General features: G+C 63.3%; 15 protein-coding genes. 8 read left to right on the top strand and 7 right to left on the bottom strand.

All coding sequences use genetic code 11. From position 1 onward, the window contains the following. The first annotated feature begins 47 nt into the window (after positions 1-47). The 3 genes from ACP150_RS02125 to ACP150_RS02115 all read left to right on the top strand — a co-directional run bounded on the left by ACP150_RS02125 (position 48) and on the right by ACP150_RS02115 (position 1,949). Entirely contained in the window at positions 48-1,103 is a 1,056-nt protein-coding gene (locus ACP150_RS02125) for a hypothetical protein (protein WP_424964892.1), read from the top strand. Between the two features lie 242 nt (positions 1,104-1,345). Next, positions 1,346-1,663 carry a TraR/DksA family transcriptional regulator gene (locus tag ACP150_RS02120; RefSeq protein ID WP_424964891.1) on the top strand — a complete coding sequence of 106 codons (318 nt, stop codon included), beginning with the start codon at positions 1,346-1,348 and terminating at the stop codon, positions 1,661-1,663. A 100-nt stretch (positions 1,664-1,763) separates the two neighbouring features. After that, a complete protein-coding gene (locus ACP150_RS02115; RefSeq protein WP_424964890.1) occupies positions 1,764-1,949 on the top strand; it encodes a CTP synthetase in 186 nt (61 codons plus the stop codon). Positions 1,950-2,074: 125 nt separating this feature from the next. Here ACP150_RS02115 and ACP150_RS02110 read toward each other — a convergent pair whose 3' ends face one another. Beyond that, positions 2,075-2,491, bottom strand: coding sequence for a VOC family protein (locus ACP150_RS02110; protein WP_424964889.1), 417 nt, complete (start codon positions 2,489-2,491; stop codon positions 2,075-2,077). 103 nt (positions 2,492-2,594) lie between these two features. Here ACP150_RS02110 and ACP150_RS02105 point away from each other — a divergent pair, with 103 nt between their 5' ends. The 3 genes from ACP150_RS02105 to ACP150_RS02095 all read left to right on the top strand — a co-directional run bounded on the left by ACP150_RS02105 (position 2,595) and on the right by ACP150_RS02095 (position 3,350). Next, positions 2,595-2,834: a CTP synthetase gene (locus ACP150_RS02105; protein ID WP_424964888.1), complete on the top strand. Its 240-nt coding sequence runs from the start codon at positions 2,595-2,597 to the stop codon at positions 2,832-2,834. Positions 2,835-2,836: 2 nt separating this feature from the next. After that, positions 2,837-3,019, top strand: coding sequence for a hypothetical protein (locus ACP150_RS02100; protein ID WP_424964887.1), 183 nt, complete (start codon positions 2,837-2,839; stop codon positions 3,017-3,019). A gap of 115 nt (positions 3,020-3,134) precedes the next feature. Further along, entirely contained in the window at positions 3,135-3,350 is a 216-nt protein-coding gene (locus ACP150_RS02095; protein WP_424964886.1) for a hypothetical protein, read from the top strand. Positions 3,351-3,717: 367 nt separating this feature from the next. Here ACP150_RS02095 and ACP150_RS02090 read toward each other — a convergent pair whose 3' ends face one another. Further along, positions 3,718-4,482, bottom strand: coding sequence for an alpha/beta fold hydrolase (locus ACP150_RS02090; RefSeq protein ID WP_424964885.1), 765 nt, complete (start codon positions 4,480-4,482; stop codon positions 3,718-3,720). A gap of 96 nt (positions 4,483-4,578) precedes the next feature. On the opposite strand from ACP150_RS02090, the gene ACP150_RS02085 reads away from it, so the two are divergent. Beyond that, on the top strand, positions 4,579-4,968 hold the full coding sequence (locus ACP150_RS02085) for a hypothetical protein (protein WP_424964884.1): 390 nt from the start codon (positions 4,579-4,581) through the stop codon (positions 4,966-4,968). A 22-nt stretch (positions 4,969-4,990) separates the two neighbouring features. Here ACP150_RS02085 and glyA read toward each other — a convergent pair whose 3' ends face one another. Continuing rightward, entirely contained in the window at positions 4,991-6,286 is a 1,296-nt protein-coding gene (glyA, locus tag ACP150_RS02080; protein ID WP_424964883.1) for a serine hydroxymethyltransferase, read from the bottom strand. Positions 6,287-6,481: 195 nt separating this feature from the next. Here glyA and ACP150_RS02075 point away from each other — a divergent pair, with 195 nt between their 5' ends. Then, the gene (locus tag ACP150_RS02075; protein WP_424964882.1) at positions 6,482-7,249 is read left to right on the top strand and encodes an NAD kinase; all 768 of its coding nucleotides are present in this window, start codon (positions 6,482-6,484) and stop codon (positions 7,247-7,249) included. A 51-nt stretch (positions 7,250-7,300) separates the two neighbouring features. Here ACP150_RS02075 and ACP150_RS02070 read toward each other — a convergent pair whose 3' ends face one another. From ACP150_RS02070 to ACP150_RS02055, 4 genes are all read right to left on the bottom strand, one after another. Further along, on the bottom strand, positions 7,301-8,695 hold the full coding sequence (locus ACP150_RS02070) for a sigma-54-dependent transcriptional regulator (protein ID WP_424964881.1): 1,395 nt from the start codon (positions 8,693-8,695) through the stop codon (positions 7,301-7,303). Continuing rightward, positions 8,692-10,122 carry a response regulator gene (locus ACP150_RS02065; protein WP_424964880.1) on the bottom strand — a complete coding sequence of 477 codons (1,431 nt, stop codon included), beginning with the start codon at positions 10,120-10,122 and terminating at the stop codon, positions 8,692-8,694. Before ACP150_RS02065 ends, ACP150_RS02070 begins: the two co-directional genes overlap by 4 nt. A gap of 240 nt (positions 10,123-10,362) precedes the next feature. Continuing rightward, entirely contained in the window at positions 10,363-12,255 is a 1,893-nt protein-coding gene (prpE, locus tag ACP150_RS02060) for a propionate-CoA ligase PrpE (protein WP_424964879.1), read from the bottom strand. 145 nt (positions 12,256-12,400) lie between these two features. Further along, positions 12,401-14,701, bottom strand: a complete 2,301-nt coding sequence (locus ACP150_RS02055; protein WP_424964878.1) for an NADP-dependent malic enzyme — start codon at positions 14,699-14,701, stop codon at positions 12,401-12,403.

Here is a 14,701-nt window from a genome sequence, read left to right as displayed (position 1 = left end):
CGTTCGACGTTTGAAAACCGTGAAGATGTAAGCGAGTAGATTCTTCGATGAGCAAAGGTCACAGAAGAATTGTTATTGTCGTCGGCGCGGGCGCTAGTAAGGAATTCGGCCTGCCGACTGGTGCGGAGTTGAAGGATAAGATTGCAGATATTTGTGACATTCGATTTGACGACTTTGGCAGTCGTTTAGTTCGCGGGGATAGCGAACTCGTTGCTGCTTTGCGGCAAGAAGTTCGGCAAGACAGCTCGCACGACAGAAGTTTAAATCACTATTTGCATGCGGCTTGGAAAATTAGAGACAACATGCCATGGGCGCCATCAATTGACAACTTCCTTGACACACACAGGAATGACCCAGAGATTACGAAGTTTGGCAAACTTGCGATTGCCAAAGCAATACTGCAGGCGGAGGCGAACAGCGCTCTAGTTGTCGATGCAAATACAGCGTCACCAAAACTCGACTCTAGAAAGCTGCAAAATACCTGGATAGCCCGGTTGTTCGGGATGCTCGTTGCTCAACGAAGCTTTGGTGGTTTCATCGAAGCTTTGCGATCAATTACTTTTGTATCTTTCAATTATGATAGGTGTATACACCAGTTTTTCCTTGTCGCATCTCGCGGTTACTTCGATCTCAGGCATGACCAGTTAGATGAAGTGCTGGATGCCTTGAATATAATCTATCCTTATGGTTCCATTGGGGACTTCCGATACTTCGGACTCGAAACGTGTTTTGGTCAAGTGGATCTTCAACGAAGCTTGTTTGAGTATGCAGACAGCATTCGGACTTTCACCGAGGGCACTGGCTCGGACATTGTTGAAGGAATATCTAATGCTCTTGCTCGTTCCGATGTTGTAGTTTTCCTAGGATTTGGTTTTTTGCATCTAAACATGAAGATTCTTTTTGGTGAAATGAGGTTTCCAGACGTTGTTGTTTTAGCAACTGGGAAAGGGCTTTCTGAAAACTCTCGGTCCCAAGTGGCTCAGGAATTAGAGTACGTGTTTCCAATGAGTTCAAAGTCAAATCGAAAAAAATCCAATGTGCAGATTATTGACAGTACTTGTTCTGAGTTATTTTTTGAGTACGAGCGGTTCCTTTCGGGTTGAAGAACCGTTTTCGCATAGTTTTTGATTCTACAGCGCCCGAACTGCTCCGACGGCGCGGGCTTGTCTCGCCTGTCCCTCGGCAAGTGCGCTACGCTGTGAGTAGATCGCTCCACCAATGCCTAAGTCCCCCCGGATGGTAAGCTTTGGCCCGAGCGCCCGTCCGACCACAAGTTACATCTTGACCGAAATCATACCCCCTAACCTAGACTTCCCCCACACTCCTCCCCGAGAGGAGAACTGCCATGGATATCACCGCCGCTGAAGAGACCCTCCGCGCCCGTCGGGCTGAGATTGTCGGGGACCTGAGCCGGATCGAAACGTCTTTGGACGCTGCCGCCCCGAAGGATTGGGAAGACCGCGCGTCGGAGCGGCAGGGGGATGAGGTTCTCGAAGCGTTGGGCCATGCGGAGCAGGCGGAACTGTCGCGGATTGATGCGGCGCTGCACCGGATTGCGGATGGGATCTATGGCACTTGCCTGAAATGCCGGGAGCCGATCCCGGAGGCGCGGTTGCTTGCGGTGCCGACCGCGCCGCTTTGCGCCGATTGCATGCGCCGTTGAGCACCTGAACAGCCTCCAGTTGCGGCAGATCAAAGACGCATCGGGGACTCATCTCGTAAAATCAACATCGCAAATACACCTAAAGTGAAGGGGTTTTCCGATGATCCGTCTGGCCTTGATACTCTACGCCCTGATCGGCACCACGCTCGCAGGGTCGTTCATGGTCGCAGCGCTCACCGCAGGCTACACCACCGCGCAGCCGGTGATCCTGTCGGCGGCGCTGGGATTTGGCCTCGGCATCCCGGTCTCGGTTCTGGTGGCCCGCGCAATCACCACGCGCGCCTGACCCTTGGCCCCGGAACCTGAGGCGCGAGCCCTGCGGTCTATTGGATCCGCAGGTGCTCGCTGCTGATTTGCTACCCCGCGGCAGGGGGCGTCCGGAGAGCGCGCCGCGCCCGGTGCCATTGGCGCTCAGACACGGCCGTTGATCTCGATGAGATTGCCCTCCGGGTCCTCCACATAGACGTGGCGCAGGCCCGGGATGGCGAACTCGCCGGTGACCGAGAACGGGATCCCGGCGGCGGTCAAACGGTCAATCACGCCTTGCAGATCCTCCACATGGATCGCCACATGGCCACCGACGCTGGGATTGTGGATCAGGTTGTTCTTCTCGGCAAACTCCGGGTCCGGCGCGATCAGGTGCAGGCCCGTATGCCCTTCGCGCCCGTCGCCCAGCAGGGCGAGCTTGTCCGGGTCGCCGGGCAGGTAGCCGCGTGTTTCGGGAAACACCCAGTCCTGTTCCGTCATGCCCAGCACATCGCGGTAAAACGCCGCCGTCCGGCGCACGTCCCTGGCCTGCAGATTGACGTGATGAATGGACCAGCCCATTGAACTCCCTCCTCTTTTCCGGTCAACCTAGCACGGACGGGCCGCCCGTCCCAGCCTTGGTGCGCACCGCGACGGGCGGATCTGACATGGATCAAGGCGCGCCATGCTGCACCTGCATAACAACGCGACCATCGAGAGGATACTTATGCATCGCCTGCCCGTGACCATCTTCAGCCTGACCGCCCCGACCCTCGCCGGGGTCGGCGTCGTGGTGGCCTTGGTGAGCGGTGTGAGCAGCGGGGCAGGGCTTGGCCTTGCCGCCGGGCTGGGCGCGCTGATCGCGGTGCCCTTCAGTTGGTTTGTCGCGCGCAAGCTCGGCGGATCGGATCAGACAGAGGATTGACCATGTTGAAAGCATTTACCGTCATTTTTGTCGTGCTCGCGGCGACCTTGGGCCTTCTGTCCGGGGTACTGACCGTGGGGATTGGCGAGACATCGGCGCCGGTGGTGGCATTGGCCGTTGTCACGGGCATGTTCCTCGCCGCGCCGGTGGCCTGGCGTCTGCTGCAGGGGCGCAAGCTCGGTTAACCGAACCTTAAGGCGCGGGGCGCACCTTGCGCCCATGCGCGTGCCGTTGATCCTATGCTGTCTCGCTCTGGCCGGGTGTTCTAACCCGGGGCTGGACTATCGTGGGGTGCCTGCGATGCGGGTAACGCAGGCGGGCTATACCTTCGATCTCTACTATAATGGCCGTTCGGTGCGGGGCATTCGCATGAACCCGAGCCGGCCGGTGTCGCGGACCCATTTCCGCCGGGCCTTTTACGATGCGGTGGGGGCCACACTGGGCTGTTCGGTTCTTGGCAGTACCATGGACGGGGATCTCGTGATGCTGACAGTTGAGGTCTATTGCCCCTCGTAAAACGTCGAAATCGTGGCATTTCTTGCGCCATGTCAAAGTGGCATCAACATCTGTCAGCTAAACTGTACAGGAGACATGTTGAGCAGGGCTGAAAAGCTCGCTTTGGCGTCGATCTGGACAGGGAGTGATGGGGGTGCCCTTGCGGCACAAGTGTCCGATCCTGCCGATCTCAGCGTGTCTCATTCCTGTAAGCGTTCTCAGTTTGAACGCCGACAGCACAGAACTTGCGTGCGCTGGAGCGCCTCGGATCCTTATCTCATGATGGGGATCGAGGAGATTTAGGGTCTCGAGGCGTCTCGTTCCACGGCGGGCGCAAGTTCTGTCGCTCTCTTGGCGGAGAGATCCCCGATACCGATACTGATGAAAGCTAGGCGTCGAGGAAGGCGGAGAGTCTGTCGATGAACGGGCCCGGCGCCTCGGCATGGAGCCAGTGCCCCACATCCGGGATCGCGTCGATCTCGGCAGTGGGGAAGAGCCGGTCAATCTCGCCCTGATGGGCCGGCAGCACATAGTCGGAAGCCCCGCCGCGCAGGAACAGCGTCGGGCCGGTATACTGGCCGGTGATCTCGGGAAAGCCCATGATCAGCGGCATCTCGGCCCGCAGCGTGGCAAGGTTGAGCCGCCAGCGCGGACCGCCCTCGGCCCGCAGGTCCAGCGATTGGGTCAGGAAAGCCCGGGTGGGCAGGTCCGGAACGGAGGCCATGAGCGCCTTGTCGGCATCCGACCGCTTGGTCACGGTGGCGAGATCCACGCCCTCCATGGCATCGATGAAGCCGGACTGGGTCCGGTTATAGGTGACCGGCGCGATATCCGCGACGAGCAGGCTTTCCACCATTTCCGGTTGGGTCAGGGCCAGCACCATGGCCGCCTTGCCCCCCATGGAATGGCCCAGCACATGGGCGCGCCCGCCACGGGCATCGATCACCTCTGCCAGATCAGCGGCAAGGTCCGGATAGCTGTGGGTGGGGGTATGGGCGCTGTCACCGTGGTTGCGCAGATCGACGGCGATCACCGGATGCCTCGCGGCCATCCGTTTCGAGATCGCGCCCCAGTTCTTGGCGGAGCCAAAGAGGCCATGCACGATCAGGAGCGGGGTGCCGGGGGCGTCGCCATAGGTCAGGGTGTTCAGCATTGCCGTCTCCGAAATATCCTGCGATCCGTGCTATCGTGACAAGGCGACAAGAACCAGCCCGCTTGAAGCGCGCGGTTGCCGCAGATAGCCTTGGGCATGGCCCGCGCACGTCTCACCACCGTCTACGACCTTCCCGATGCGAATCTCGCATTGGCCGAGGAGATCGGCCGCAAGTTCCGCGCGCGCCCCAAGGACCTGCCGGAGGCGCTGCGCCGGGTGAAGGGCGTGATGCCGAAATCCATGCTGGCGGAGTTGCAGGCCGCGATCGAGGCCGAAAGCTGGCTGAGCCATCCCCACTGGCATCGCCAGATCGATCTGGGACAGATGCAGGACGTGCACGCCCGGGCGCGCCGGTTTCTCGATGGATTGAACCCCAAGCGGGATCGGGAGCGCTACTGGCTGGGCATCGCCGCCTGCGTGGCGGTGAACCTCGCGATCCTCGCCGCGCTGTTCGTGTTCGTGGCCCGGTGGCGCGGTCTCATCTGAGACCGCGCGGACCCTCTGCTGTTCAGAGGTTGGGATAGATCGGGAAGCGCCCGCAGAGCTCGAGCACCTCGGCGCGCACAGCCGCCTCGACCTCGCCATTGCCCTCTTCGCCATTGGCCGCAAGGCCATCCACGACCCGGACGATCCAATCGGCGATCTGGCGGAATTCCGGCGTGCCGAAGCCCCGGGTGGTGCCCGCGGGCGAGCCCAGCCGGATGCCGGAGGTGATCATCGGCTTTTCGGTATCAAAGGGGATGCCGTTCTTGTTGCAGGTGATATGGGCGCGGCCCAGAGCCTTCTCGGTGGCGTTGCCTTTCACGCCCTTGGGGCGCAGGTCCACCAGCATCAGGTGCGTATCGGTCCCGCCGGTCACGATGTCGAGCCCGCCCTGCATCAGCTGATCGGCGAGCGCCTGAGCGTTCTCGATCACCTGCGCCTGATAGGTCTTGAACTCGGGGCGCAGCGCCTCGCCAAAGGCCACGGCCTTGCCTGCGATCACATGCATCAGCGGCCCGCCCTGGATGCCCGGGAAGATGGCGGAGTTGAATTTTTTCGCCAGCGCCTCGTCATCGGTCAGGATCATCCCGCCGCGCGGACCGCGCAGGGTCTTGTGGGTCGTGGTCGTCGCCACATGGGCATGGGGGAAGGGCGAGGGGTAGTGGCCCGAGGCCACGAGCCCGGCGAAATGCGCCATGTCCACCAGCAGGTACGCCCCCACCGTGTCGGCAATCTCGCGCATCTTGGCGAAATCGATGATCCGCGGGATGGCCGAGCCCCCGGCGATGATCATCTTGGGCTGATGCTCGGCGGTCAGGGCGGCGATCTGGTCGTAGTCCACATCCAGCGTGTCTTCGCGCACGCCGTACTGGATCGCATTGAACCACTTGCCCGACTGGTTCGGGCGCGCGCCATGGGTCAGGTGCCCACCGGCATCGAGGCTCATGCCCAGAATGGTGTCGCCGGGCTGCAGCAGCGCGGTGAACACACCCTGGTTGGCCTGGCTGCCCGAGTTCGGCTGCACATTGGCAAAGCCGCAGCCAAAGAGCTGCTTGGCGCGGTCGATGGCCAGATCCTCGGCGATGTCCACATACTGGCACCCGCCATAGTAGCGGCGCCCGGGATAGCCCTCGGCGTATTTGTTGGTCATCACCGAGCCTTGCGCCTCCATCACGGCGGCGGAGGTGATGTTCTCGGACGCGATCAGTTCGATCTCGTCGCGCTGGCGGCCCAGCTCCTGGGTGATCGCGCCAAAAAGCTCGGCATCCCGAGTGGCAAGGGACTCGGTGAAGAAACCGGAATCGCGGTGCGGTGCATTCATCTGGACAGCTCCATTGGTCTAGGGCGGGGCACGACCGACGTGCCGTAGTGGAGGTCCATGTAGAGCAAACAGGGCCCGGGAGAAAGAGTATCCGGTGCGATTTGGCGCAGCACAGAGGGGAGCACGCCGCGTATAAGACCCTTGTGTTTCCGACACGCGCAGGCGAACACTTTTGGAAACGAAAGGCCCCACGCGATGCAAAGCCGCGAAAAGATTGCGTTTCTCGCCAGCCGCGCGCCGGTGGCGCAGGATGCGCGCACGGCGCTCTCGGCGCTTCATGGCGACACGGCGCCCGAAGAGGCGGATGTGATCGTGGCTCTGGGCGGAGACGGGTTCATGCTGCAGACCCTGCACGCGACCGAGGGTCTGCGCGCGCCGGTCTATGGCATGAATTGCGGCACGATCGGCTTCATGATGAACGAATACTCCGAGGCGCGCCTGCCGGAGCGTCTGGCCGAGGCGGTCGAAGAGGTGATCAACCCGCTGCATATGCGGGCCATCGGCTCGGACGGGACGATTGTCGAAGCGCTGGCGATCAACGAGGTAGCCTTGCTGCGCGCGGGCTCACAGGCGGCCAAGCTGCGGATCTCGGTGGATGGCCGGGTGCGCATGGATGAGCTGGTCTGCGACGGGGCGCTGGTGGCGACGCCTGCGGGCTCCACCGCGTATAACTACTCGGCCCATGGTCCGATCCTGCCGATCGGCTCGGATGTGCTGGCCCTGACGGCCATGTCGGCCTTCCGGCCGCGGCGCTGGCGCGGAGCACTTCTGCCGAAAACGGCCATGGTGCGGTTCGATGTGCTGGAGCCGGGCAAGCGCCCGGTCATGGCCGATGCTGACAGCCGCTCGAACCACGAGGTTGTCTCGGTCGAGATCCGGAGCGAGCCGAGCGTGCGGCATCGTCTGCTGTTCGATCCGGGCCATGGGCTCGAAGAGCGGCTGATCCGCGAACAGTTCGTCTAGGCGAGGGGGCAGGGCGGAGCGCCGGGGCCTTGGCTATGCTCCGTCGCGGATCTACTCCGCCGCGTCCTTCATCCAGCTCTCGCGCTTGCGATAGATCGTCGAGGGTGACAGGTCGAGCACCCGCGCCGCCTTGGGGACGGACCCGCCATGGCGGGCGATGGTCTCTTCGATCACCATACGCTCGATCTCGGCCATGGTCCGCCCGACCAGCCCGTCCAGCGAGACCACCGGTTTGTTCGGCGAGTTCGCGGCCAGGGGATCCTCGCCGCTGGTCATCGCCTCGTGATGGTGCAGGATCTCCAGCGGCAACATGGTCTGGGTGACCATCGGGCCATCATTCAGGACCACCACATTGCGCATCACATTGATGACCTGCCGGACATTCCCGGGCCAGGGCAGGGTGCGGAAGAGCTGCTCGACCTCGGGCGAGAGGCCCTTGAAGCTGCGCCCTTCTTCGTTTGAGAAGGTCTGGACCGCGTGACGGGCAATCGAGATCACGTCATCGCCGCGTTCGCGCAGGGGCGGCAGATGGATCGGAACCACCTGCAACCGGTAGTACAGGTCTTCGCGGAAGCGGCCCTTGCGCACCTCCTCCAGCGGGTTGCGGTTGGTGGCGCAGATGATGCGCGCATTGACCTTGCGGGCCCGGGTCGCGCCCACGGGCTGGATCGTCGAGGTTTGCAGAAAGCGCAGGAGCTTGGTCTGCAGGTTGAGATCCATCTCGCAAATCTCGTCGAGAAACAGCGTGCCGCCATCCGCGGCCGCTGCTGCGCCGATCTTGTCGGCAATCGCCCCGGTGAAGGAGCCGCGCAAATGGCCGAACACCTCGGATTCCAGCAAGTCCGATGGGATCGCCCCGCAATTCAGCGGCACGAAGGGCTTTTCGGCCCGGGTCGAGCTGTCATGGACGGCCTGGGCGCAGACCTCCTTGCCCGTCCCGCTCTCGCCGGTGATGAAGACCGTCGCCATGGAACGGCTGACCGACTGGATCCGGCGATAGACATCCTGCATCGCCTCCGAGCTGCCGATGAAGCCGCGGAAATCGCTCAGCACTTCGGGCGTCTCGCCGGTGGGGCGGGCCTGATCGCGCAGGGCGTTGTCGATGGCGGCGAGGAACCGGCCCTCGTCAAAGGGTTTGACCAGAAACTCATAGGCCCCGACTCGCATCGCCTCCACGGCGCGGTTGATCGAGCCATTGGCAGTGATCACCACGAAGCGCGCCTCGGGCGCCAGTTCTAGGCATTCCCGCATCAGGTCGAGCCCGTCGCGATCCGGCAGCATCAGATCGAGCACCACCACGCGCGGCTTTTCGCGCTTGAAGGCGGCCAGGCCGTTATCGGCGGTGTCGGCACAGGTCACCTTGTGACCGGCGCCACGAATAATCGCGTCGTAAACAAGTTGCAGCGAGGGGGTGTCCTCGATCAGCAGGATAGGCGGCGCACTCATGAAGAGGTGGTCCTTTCAGCGGCTTCGCGGTCGATCACTGTCAACAATTCGTCGATCCGCGTTTTCGCCTCGCTCCCCAGCGTAACGATTTCGCATTCATCCATTCGGTGGGCCGCGGCGTTCAACGTCGAGGCCAGAGTATGTAGCCGGTCCGCGCCGACCGCGCCCGCAAGCGATATCAGCACATGGGTCTCGGCGCGCAGGGCCGATTGGTCCATGACCGGGATTGCCGCCCGCAGATTGCTGTCCACCCGACGCAAATCTGCAGCCAGCCGTGTAAGAAGCTCGGCAGCGCCCTCGGTTCCGGCGATTTCCAGCAGCCGTTCAAACCGGCTGCGATCGGCGAGCGGGGTGCCATCGCCCTGGCTCTGGGACAGGGGCGGCGGGCTCGCGCCGAGATATTGTCCGAGGGTTTCCGCAAAGCTTTCCAGCGACATGATCGGCTTGGCAATGATCGCATCCGTTCCGGCCTGATAGATCGCCTCGCGGTTCGAGCGCAGCACATAAGCCGTCAGCGCGACAAGCGGCATCTTGGCGATCTCGTCCTCGCGGGCCCGGATCGTGCGGATCACCTCGATCCCGTTGAGCCGGGGCATCTCGATATCCACCAGCGCCAGATCGTAGCGCCGCTCTTCCAGCGCCTCGAGCGCGGCGACCCCGTCGGCGGCGATGTCACAGGTCGCGCCCATCGCTTCGAGCATCTGGGTCGTCAGGATCTGGTTCGTCTCGTTATCCTCGGCCACTAGGATGTGCTTGCCCGCAAAGGTGGGCACAACGCCTTGCTCAAGGGTCGCTTCGCCCGGGGTCCAGACAAATTCCGGCACGCTGAGCGATACCAGTGCGCCGCCCTTGGCGCGGTTCGACACCAGAAGCCGGGCCCCCATGGAATCCGACAGTTCCTTGGCGATGTGCAGGCCCAGCCCGGTGCCGGGTTTTTGCGCGTCGTCCGGCCGCCCACGCAGCTGGAACAGAAGGGCCAGCGCGGAATCCGAAAAGCCCGGCCCGTCATCCAGCACCCGAAACTGCAGATCCCGCCCGGGCAGCAGGGCGACATCCAGACGGACGCTCCCGCGCTCGGTATATTTCATCGCGTTGCTGATCAGGTTGCCCAGCACCCGTTCCAGCGTGACCCGATCGAGGGACACCACCGTGGGCACGTCATCGGCAATCGACATCTCGAAGGCGAGATCCGAGGCGATGGCCCGCCCGGACCAGCGCGAGTCCAGATCATGCAGAAACCGCCCGAGGCTCAACTTCTGTCCCGGGTTGCGCGGCGCGTCATGGCCCTCATTCGCCCAGGACAGGATGTCTTCGACCAGTCTCGCCAGCACCTCGCCCGAGGATCGGACGCGGTCCAGCTGGGCACGGGTTTCGGGGTCAAGCGCGTCCAGATCCACCAAACGCAATCCTCCAATGACGTCAGACATTGCCCCGCGCACATCGTGGGACAGCATGGAGATTTGATCCGACGCGGCGACGGCCAGGCCGTCTCCGGTGCGAACGAATGTGGCATCCCCTGAGGTCACGTGTTTTGCGTCATCCAGCCGGTTGGTCGCGTTGAGCCCTGCTTATCATGTTCAGCGCAGGGTTGTATCGCAAAACCTAAGCCAGAAAGCCGGATTTACAAAACGAAAAACGTTCTTTCAAAAGCCAACGCTGCGGAAACTTTACCCTTTCGGATAGCCCATCTGCTGTAACGCTTCCGTGATCTCGTCGAGAATGGCGGGATCATCGATCGTCGCGGGCATCTTCCAGGCGGTTCCGTCCGCGATGTTGACCATGGTCCCGCGCAGGATCTTGCCCGACCGGGTCTTGGGCAGGCGGTCCACGACCGTCGCCAGCTTGAAGGCCGCGACCGGCCCGATCTTCTCGCGCACGAGCTTGACGCATTCGCCGACGATCTCGTTATGGGGTCGGTTCACCCCGGCGCTGAGACACATGAACCCCATGGGCATCTGGCCCTTCAGGGCATCCGCCACGCCGATCACCGCGCATTCGGCCACATCCGGATGGCTGGCCAGCACCTCTTCCATGGCGCCGGTGGACAGGCGGTGCCCGGCCACGTTGATCACGTCATCGGTGCGGGCCATGATGTAGAGATAGCCGTCCTCGTCGATATAGCCCGCATCCCCGGTCTCGTAATAGCCCGGGAAGGTGGTCAGATAGCTTTTGACGAAGCGCGCCTCGGCCTTCCACAGGTTGGGCAGGGTGCCGGGGGCCAGGGGCAGCTTGATCGCGATGGCGCCCAGGGTGCCGGGCGCGACCGGGTGGCCGCCCTCATCCAGCACCTGCACGTCATAGCCGGGCATGGCGACCGAGGGGCTGCCGATCTTGACGGGCAGATGCTCGATCCCCATCGGGTTGGCGGCAATGGCCCAGCCGGTCTCGGTTTGCCACCAGTGGTCGATCACCGGCACGCCCAGTTTGTCCATGGTCCACTCGATGGTGTCCGGATCCGCGCGCTCCCCCGCAAGGTAGATGCAGCGCAGATGCGACAGGTCGTATTTGCTGATGAATTCGCCCTTGGGATCCTCGCGCTTGACCGCGCGCAGGGCGGTGGGAGCGGTGAAGAACGAGGTCACTTTGTGCTCGGAGATCACGCGCCAGAAGGTGCCCGCATCGGGCGTGCCCACGGGCTTTCCTTCGAACACGATGGTGGTGTTGCCGTGGATCAGCGGCCCGTAGCAGATATAGGAATGGCCCACGACCCAGCCCACATCGGAGGCGGCCCAGAACACCTCGCCCGGCTCCACGTTGTAGATCGCCTTCATCGTCCAGTTCAGCGCCACCAGATGCCCGGCCGTGGGGCGCAGCACGCCCTTGGGCTGGCCGGTCGTGCCGGAGGTGTAAAGGATATAGGCCGGGTGATCGCCCGAGACCGGAACGCACTCCGCCGGCTCGACGCCGAACAGCGCCTCGTGCCAGTCGAAATCGCGCCCCTCTTCGAGATGGGCGACCTCCTGCTCGCGCTGAAAGATCAGGGTAAACTCGGGTTTGTGCTCGGCCAGATCAATCGCCCCGTCCAGCAGCGGCTTGTAATGCACCACGCGCCCCGGCTCGATCCCGCAGGAGGCCGCGATGATCGCCTTGGGCGTCGCATCGTCGATCCGAACGGCGAGCTCGTTGGCCGCGAAGCCGCCAAACACCACCGAGTGGATCGCTCCCAGCCGCGCACAGGCCAGCATAGCCTCCAGCGCCTGCGGCACCATCGGCATGTAGATCAGGACCCGGTCGCCCTTTTCCACGCCCTTGGCGCGCAGCGCGCCAGCCAGCATAGCGACCCGCTCCTGCAGCTCGGCAAAGGTGATCTCTTGCTTGGTATGGGTGACGGGGCTGTCATAGATGATCGCGACCCGGTCGCCATTGCCAGCCTCCACATGCCGGTCCACCGCGTTGTAGCAGGTGTTCACCTCGGCATCGGTGAACCACTCATAGAGCGGCGCGTTTTCGTCGTTCAGGGCCTTGGTCGGCGGGGTCACCCAGTCAATGGCCTGCGCGGCGTCCATCCAGAACCCCTCAGGATCAGATTTCCAAGCGGCATAGGTATTTGCATAGGTCATGTGGGCCTCCTCTACGTCGCGCGCATTCTTGAGTGCGGGGCCCCGCGAGGGCAAGGCCCGGACCTGCGACTGATTGCGCAAACGCGACGGGGCAGGGGCGTGCCCGCGGGGCAGGCAGCGCGGGAGGACCCGCGCCGCCCAAAGCCTAGCCGTAATGGGCCACGGGCGTGCCCGCGACGGCGGACATGTTGAGAAGGCCGCGCGCGGTGATCGACGGGGTGACCACATGGGCACGGTTGCCGAGCCCCATGAGGATCGGCCCGACCTCGAGACCGTTTGCCTTCATCTTCAGGATGTTGCGCACCCCCGAGGCCGCATCGCTATTGGCGAAGACCAGCACATTGGCCGCACCCTGCATCCGCGAATGGGGGAAGATCCGGTCGCGCAGTTCAGGATCGAGCGCGCTGTCGGTATGCATTTCGCCCTCATAGCAGAAATCCACGTTCTGGCCGTCGAGGATCCGCATGGCCGCACGCATCCGGTGCCCGGAATCGATGTCCAGATTGCCGAATTGCGAATGCGAGCAGAGCGCGATGTTCGGCTCCAGACCGAAGCGGCGCACATGGCGGGCCGCCCCGCAGACGGTCTCGGCGATCTGCTCGGGCGTCGGGGTGGCGTGCACATGGGTGTCGGCGATGAAAAGCGGCCCGTCCTCGAGGATCATCAGGCTGAGCGCACCCACCGGGTGGCGCCCGCCCTGACCGTCATCGAGCGTTTCGCAGACATAGTTCAGGTGCCACAGATACTGGCCGAACGTGCCGCAGATCAGGCTGTCCGCATCACCGCGCCGCACCATGATCGCCGCGATGGCGGTGGTGTTGGTGCGCAGGACGGCCTTGGCGATGTCGGGGGTCACGCCCTTGCGCTCCATGATGCCGTGATAGGTCTCCCAGTATTCACGGTAGCGCGGGTCGTTTTCCGGGTTCACCAGTTCGAAATCCGTGCCCGGGCGGATCGGCAGGCCCGCGCGTTCGCAGCGGGCAATCACCACCTCGGGACGTCCGATCAGGATCGGCTTGTCCGTTGTCTGTTCGATCATCGCATTGGCCGCGCGGAGCACGCGCTCATCCTCGCCCTCGGCAAAGACGATGCTGCGCTCGGCTTGGGCCGCGGCATCGAAGACCGGGCGCATGATCATGGCGGATTTGAAAACCGACCCGTCCAGCGCGGCCTTGTAGGCCTCGAGGTCCTCGATCGGGCGCTCGGCCACGCCGGAGGAGATCGCGGCCCGGGCCACGGCGGTGGCCACCACGCCCATCAGGCGCGGATCGAAGGGTTTCGGGATCAGGTAATCGGGGCCAAAGGTCATCTGTTCGCCGCGATAGGCCGCCGCTGCCTCGGCGCTGGTCGTGGCGCGGGCGAGCTCGGCAATCCCCTCGATGCAGCTGAGCTGCATGGCGTCATTGATCTCGGTCGCGCCCACATCGAGCGCCCCGCGGAAGATGAAGGGGAAGCACAGGACGTTGTTGACCTGGTTGGGATAGTCCGTGCGGCCCGTGGCGATGATCGCGTCCGGCACGGTTTCCTTGACCAGCTCGGGCATGATCTCGGGCGTCGGGTTGGCCAGGGCAAAGATGATCGGCTTGTCGGCCATGCGGGCGACCATCTCGGGCGTGATGACGCCGGGGGCCGAGAGGCCGAGGAACATGTCCGCGCCGCCGATCACCTCATCGATGCTGCGCGCCTCGGTGTCCTGGGCAAAAGCCTCTTTCTGGGGCGTCATCTCTTCGGTGCGGCCCTTGTAGACCACGCCCGCAATGTCGCAGAGCGTGACGTTCTCGCGCCGCACGCCGAGCTTGAGCAGCATGTTCAGACAGGCGATGCCCGCCGCGCCGCCGCCGGTCGAGACGATCTTGAGATCCTCGAACTTGCGGCCCGTGACGCGCAGGGCGTTGGTGGCCGCCGCGCCGACCACGATGGCCGTGCCGTGCTGGTCGTCATGAAAGACCGGGATGTTCATCTTCTCGCGGCAGATCTTCTCGACGATGAAGCAGTCCGGGGCCTTGATGTCCTCAAGATTGATCGCGCCAAAGGTCGGCTCCAGCGCACAGACCAGTTCGGCTAGCTTCTCGGGATCCTTCTCGTTCAGCTCGATATCGAAACAGTCGATATTGGCGAATTTCTTGAAGAGGACCGCCTTGCCTTCCATCACCGGCTTGGAGGCAAGCCCGCCGATATTGCCCAGCCCCAGCACCGCGGTCCCGTTCGAGACCACGCCGACAAGGTTGCCGCGCCCGGTATACTTGGCGGCCGTGCTCGGATCTGCCTTGATCTCGAGACAGGCCTCGGCCACGCCCGGCGAATAGGCGCGCGCAAGATCGAGCTGGTTGGCCAGCGGCTTGGTGGCGCGGACCTCCAGCTTGCCGGGACGCGGATGCGAATGATAGTGAAGCGCCGCCTGGCGGGCGCTGTCGTCTTTGCTGGTGGACACGGGACCCCTCCCCAT

It is taken from the genome of Dinoroseobacter sp. S375 (assembly GCF_049800775.1).
In the GTDB taxonomy this organism is placed as follows: domain Bacteria; phylum Pseudomonadota; class Alphaproteobacteria; order Rhodobacterales; family Rhodobacteraceae; genus Dinoroseobacter.
Note: the sequence above shows the minus strand (reverse complement) of the source record. Positions and strands in the feature narration are given on the sequence as shown.

Coding starts and splice junctions, on each gene's coding strand:
- ACP150_RS02125 (WP_424964892.1), top strand. CDS start 48: ATGAGCAAAGGTCACAGAAGAATTGTTATTGTCGTCGGCGCGGGCGCT.
- ACP150_RS02120 (WP_424964891.1), top strand. CDS start 1,346: ATGGATATCACCGCCGCTGAAGAGACCCTCCGCGCCCGTCGGGCTGAG.
- ACP150_RS02115 (WP_424964890.1), top strand. CDS start 1,764: ATGATCCGTCTGGCCTTGATACTCTACGCCCTGATCGGCACCACGCTC.
- ACP150_RS02110 (WP_424964889.1), bottom strand. CDS start 2,491: ATGGGCTGGTCCATTCATCACGTCAATCTGCAGGCCAGGGACGTGCGC.
- ACP150_RS02105 (WP_424964888.1), top strand. CDS start 2,595: ATGCTGCACCTGCATAACAACGCGACCATCGAGAGGATACTTATGCAT.
- ACP150_RS02100 (WP_424964887.1), top strand. CDS start 2,837: ATGTTGAAAGCATTTACCGTCATTTTTGTCGTGCTCGCGGCGACCTTG.
- ACP150_RS02095 (WP_424964886.1), top strand. CDS start 3,135: ATGCGGGTAACGCAGGCGGGCTATACCTTCGATCTCTACTATAATGGC.
- ACP150_RS02090 (WP_424964885.1), bottom strand. CDS start 4,482: ATGCTGAACACCCTGACCTATGGCGACGCCCCCGGCACCCCGCTCCTG.
- ACP150_RS02085 (WP_424964884.1), top strand. CDS start 4,579: ATGGCCCGCGCACGTCTCACCACCGTCTACGACCTTCCCGATGCGAAT.
- glyA (WP_424964883.1), bottom strand. CDS start 6,286: ATGAATGCACCGCACCGCGATTCCGGTTTCTTCACCGAGTCCCTTGCC.
- ACP150_RS02075 (WP_424964882.1), top strand. CDS start 6,482: ATGCAAAGCCGCGAAAAGATTGCGTTTCTCGCCAGCCGCGCGCCGGTG.
- ACP150_RS02070 (WP_424964881.1), bottom strand. CDS start 8,695: ATGAGTGCGCCGCCTATCCTGCTGATCGAGGACACCCCCTCGCTGCAA.
- ACP150_RS02065 (WP_424964880.1), bottom strand. CDS start 10,122: ATGTCTGACGTCATTGGAGGATTGCGTTTGGTGGATCTGGACGCGCTT.
- prpE (WP_424964879.1), bottom strand. CDS start 12,255: ATGACCTATGCAAATACCTATGCCGCTTGGAAATCTGATCCTGAGGGG.
- ACP150_RS02055 (WP_424964878.1), bottom strand. CDS start 14,701: ATGGGGAGGGGTCCCGTGTCCACCAGCAAAGACGACAGCGCCCGCCAG.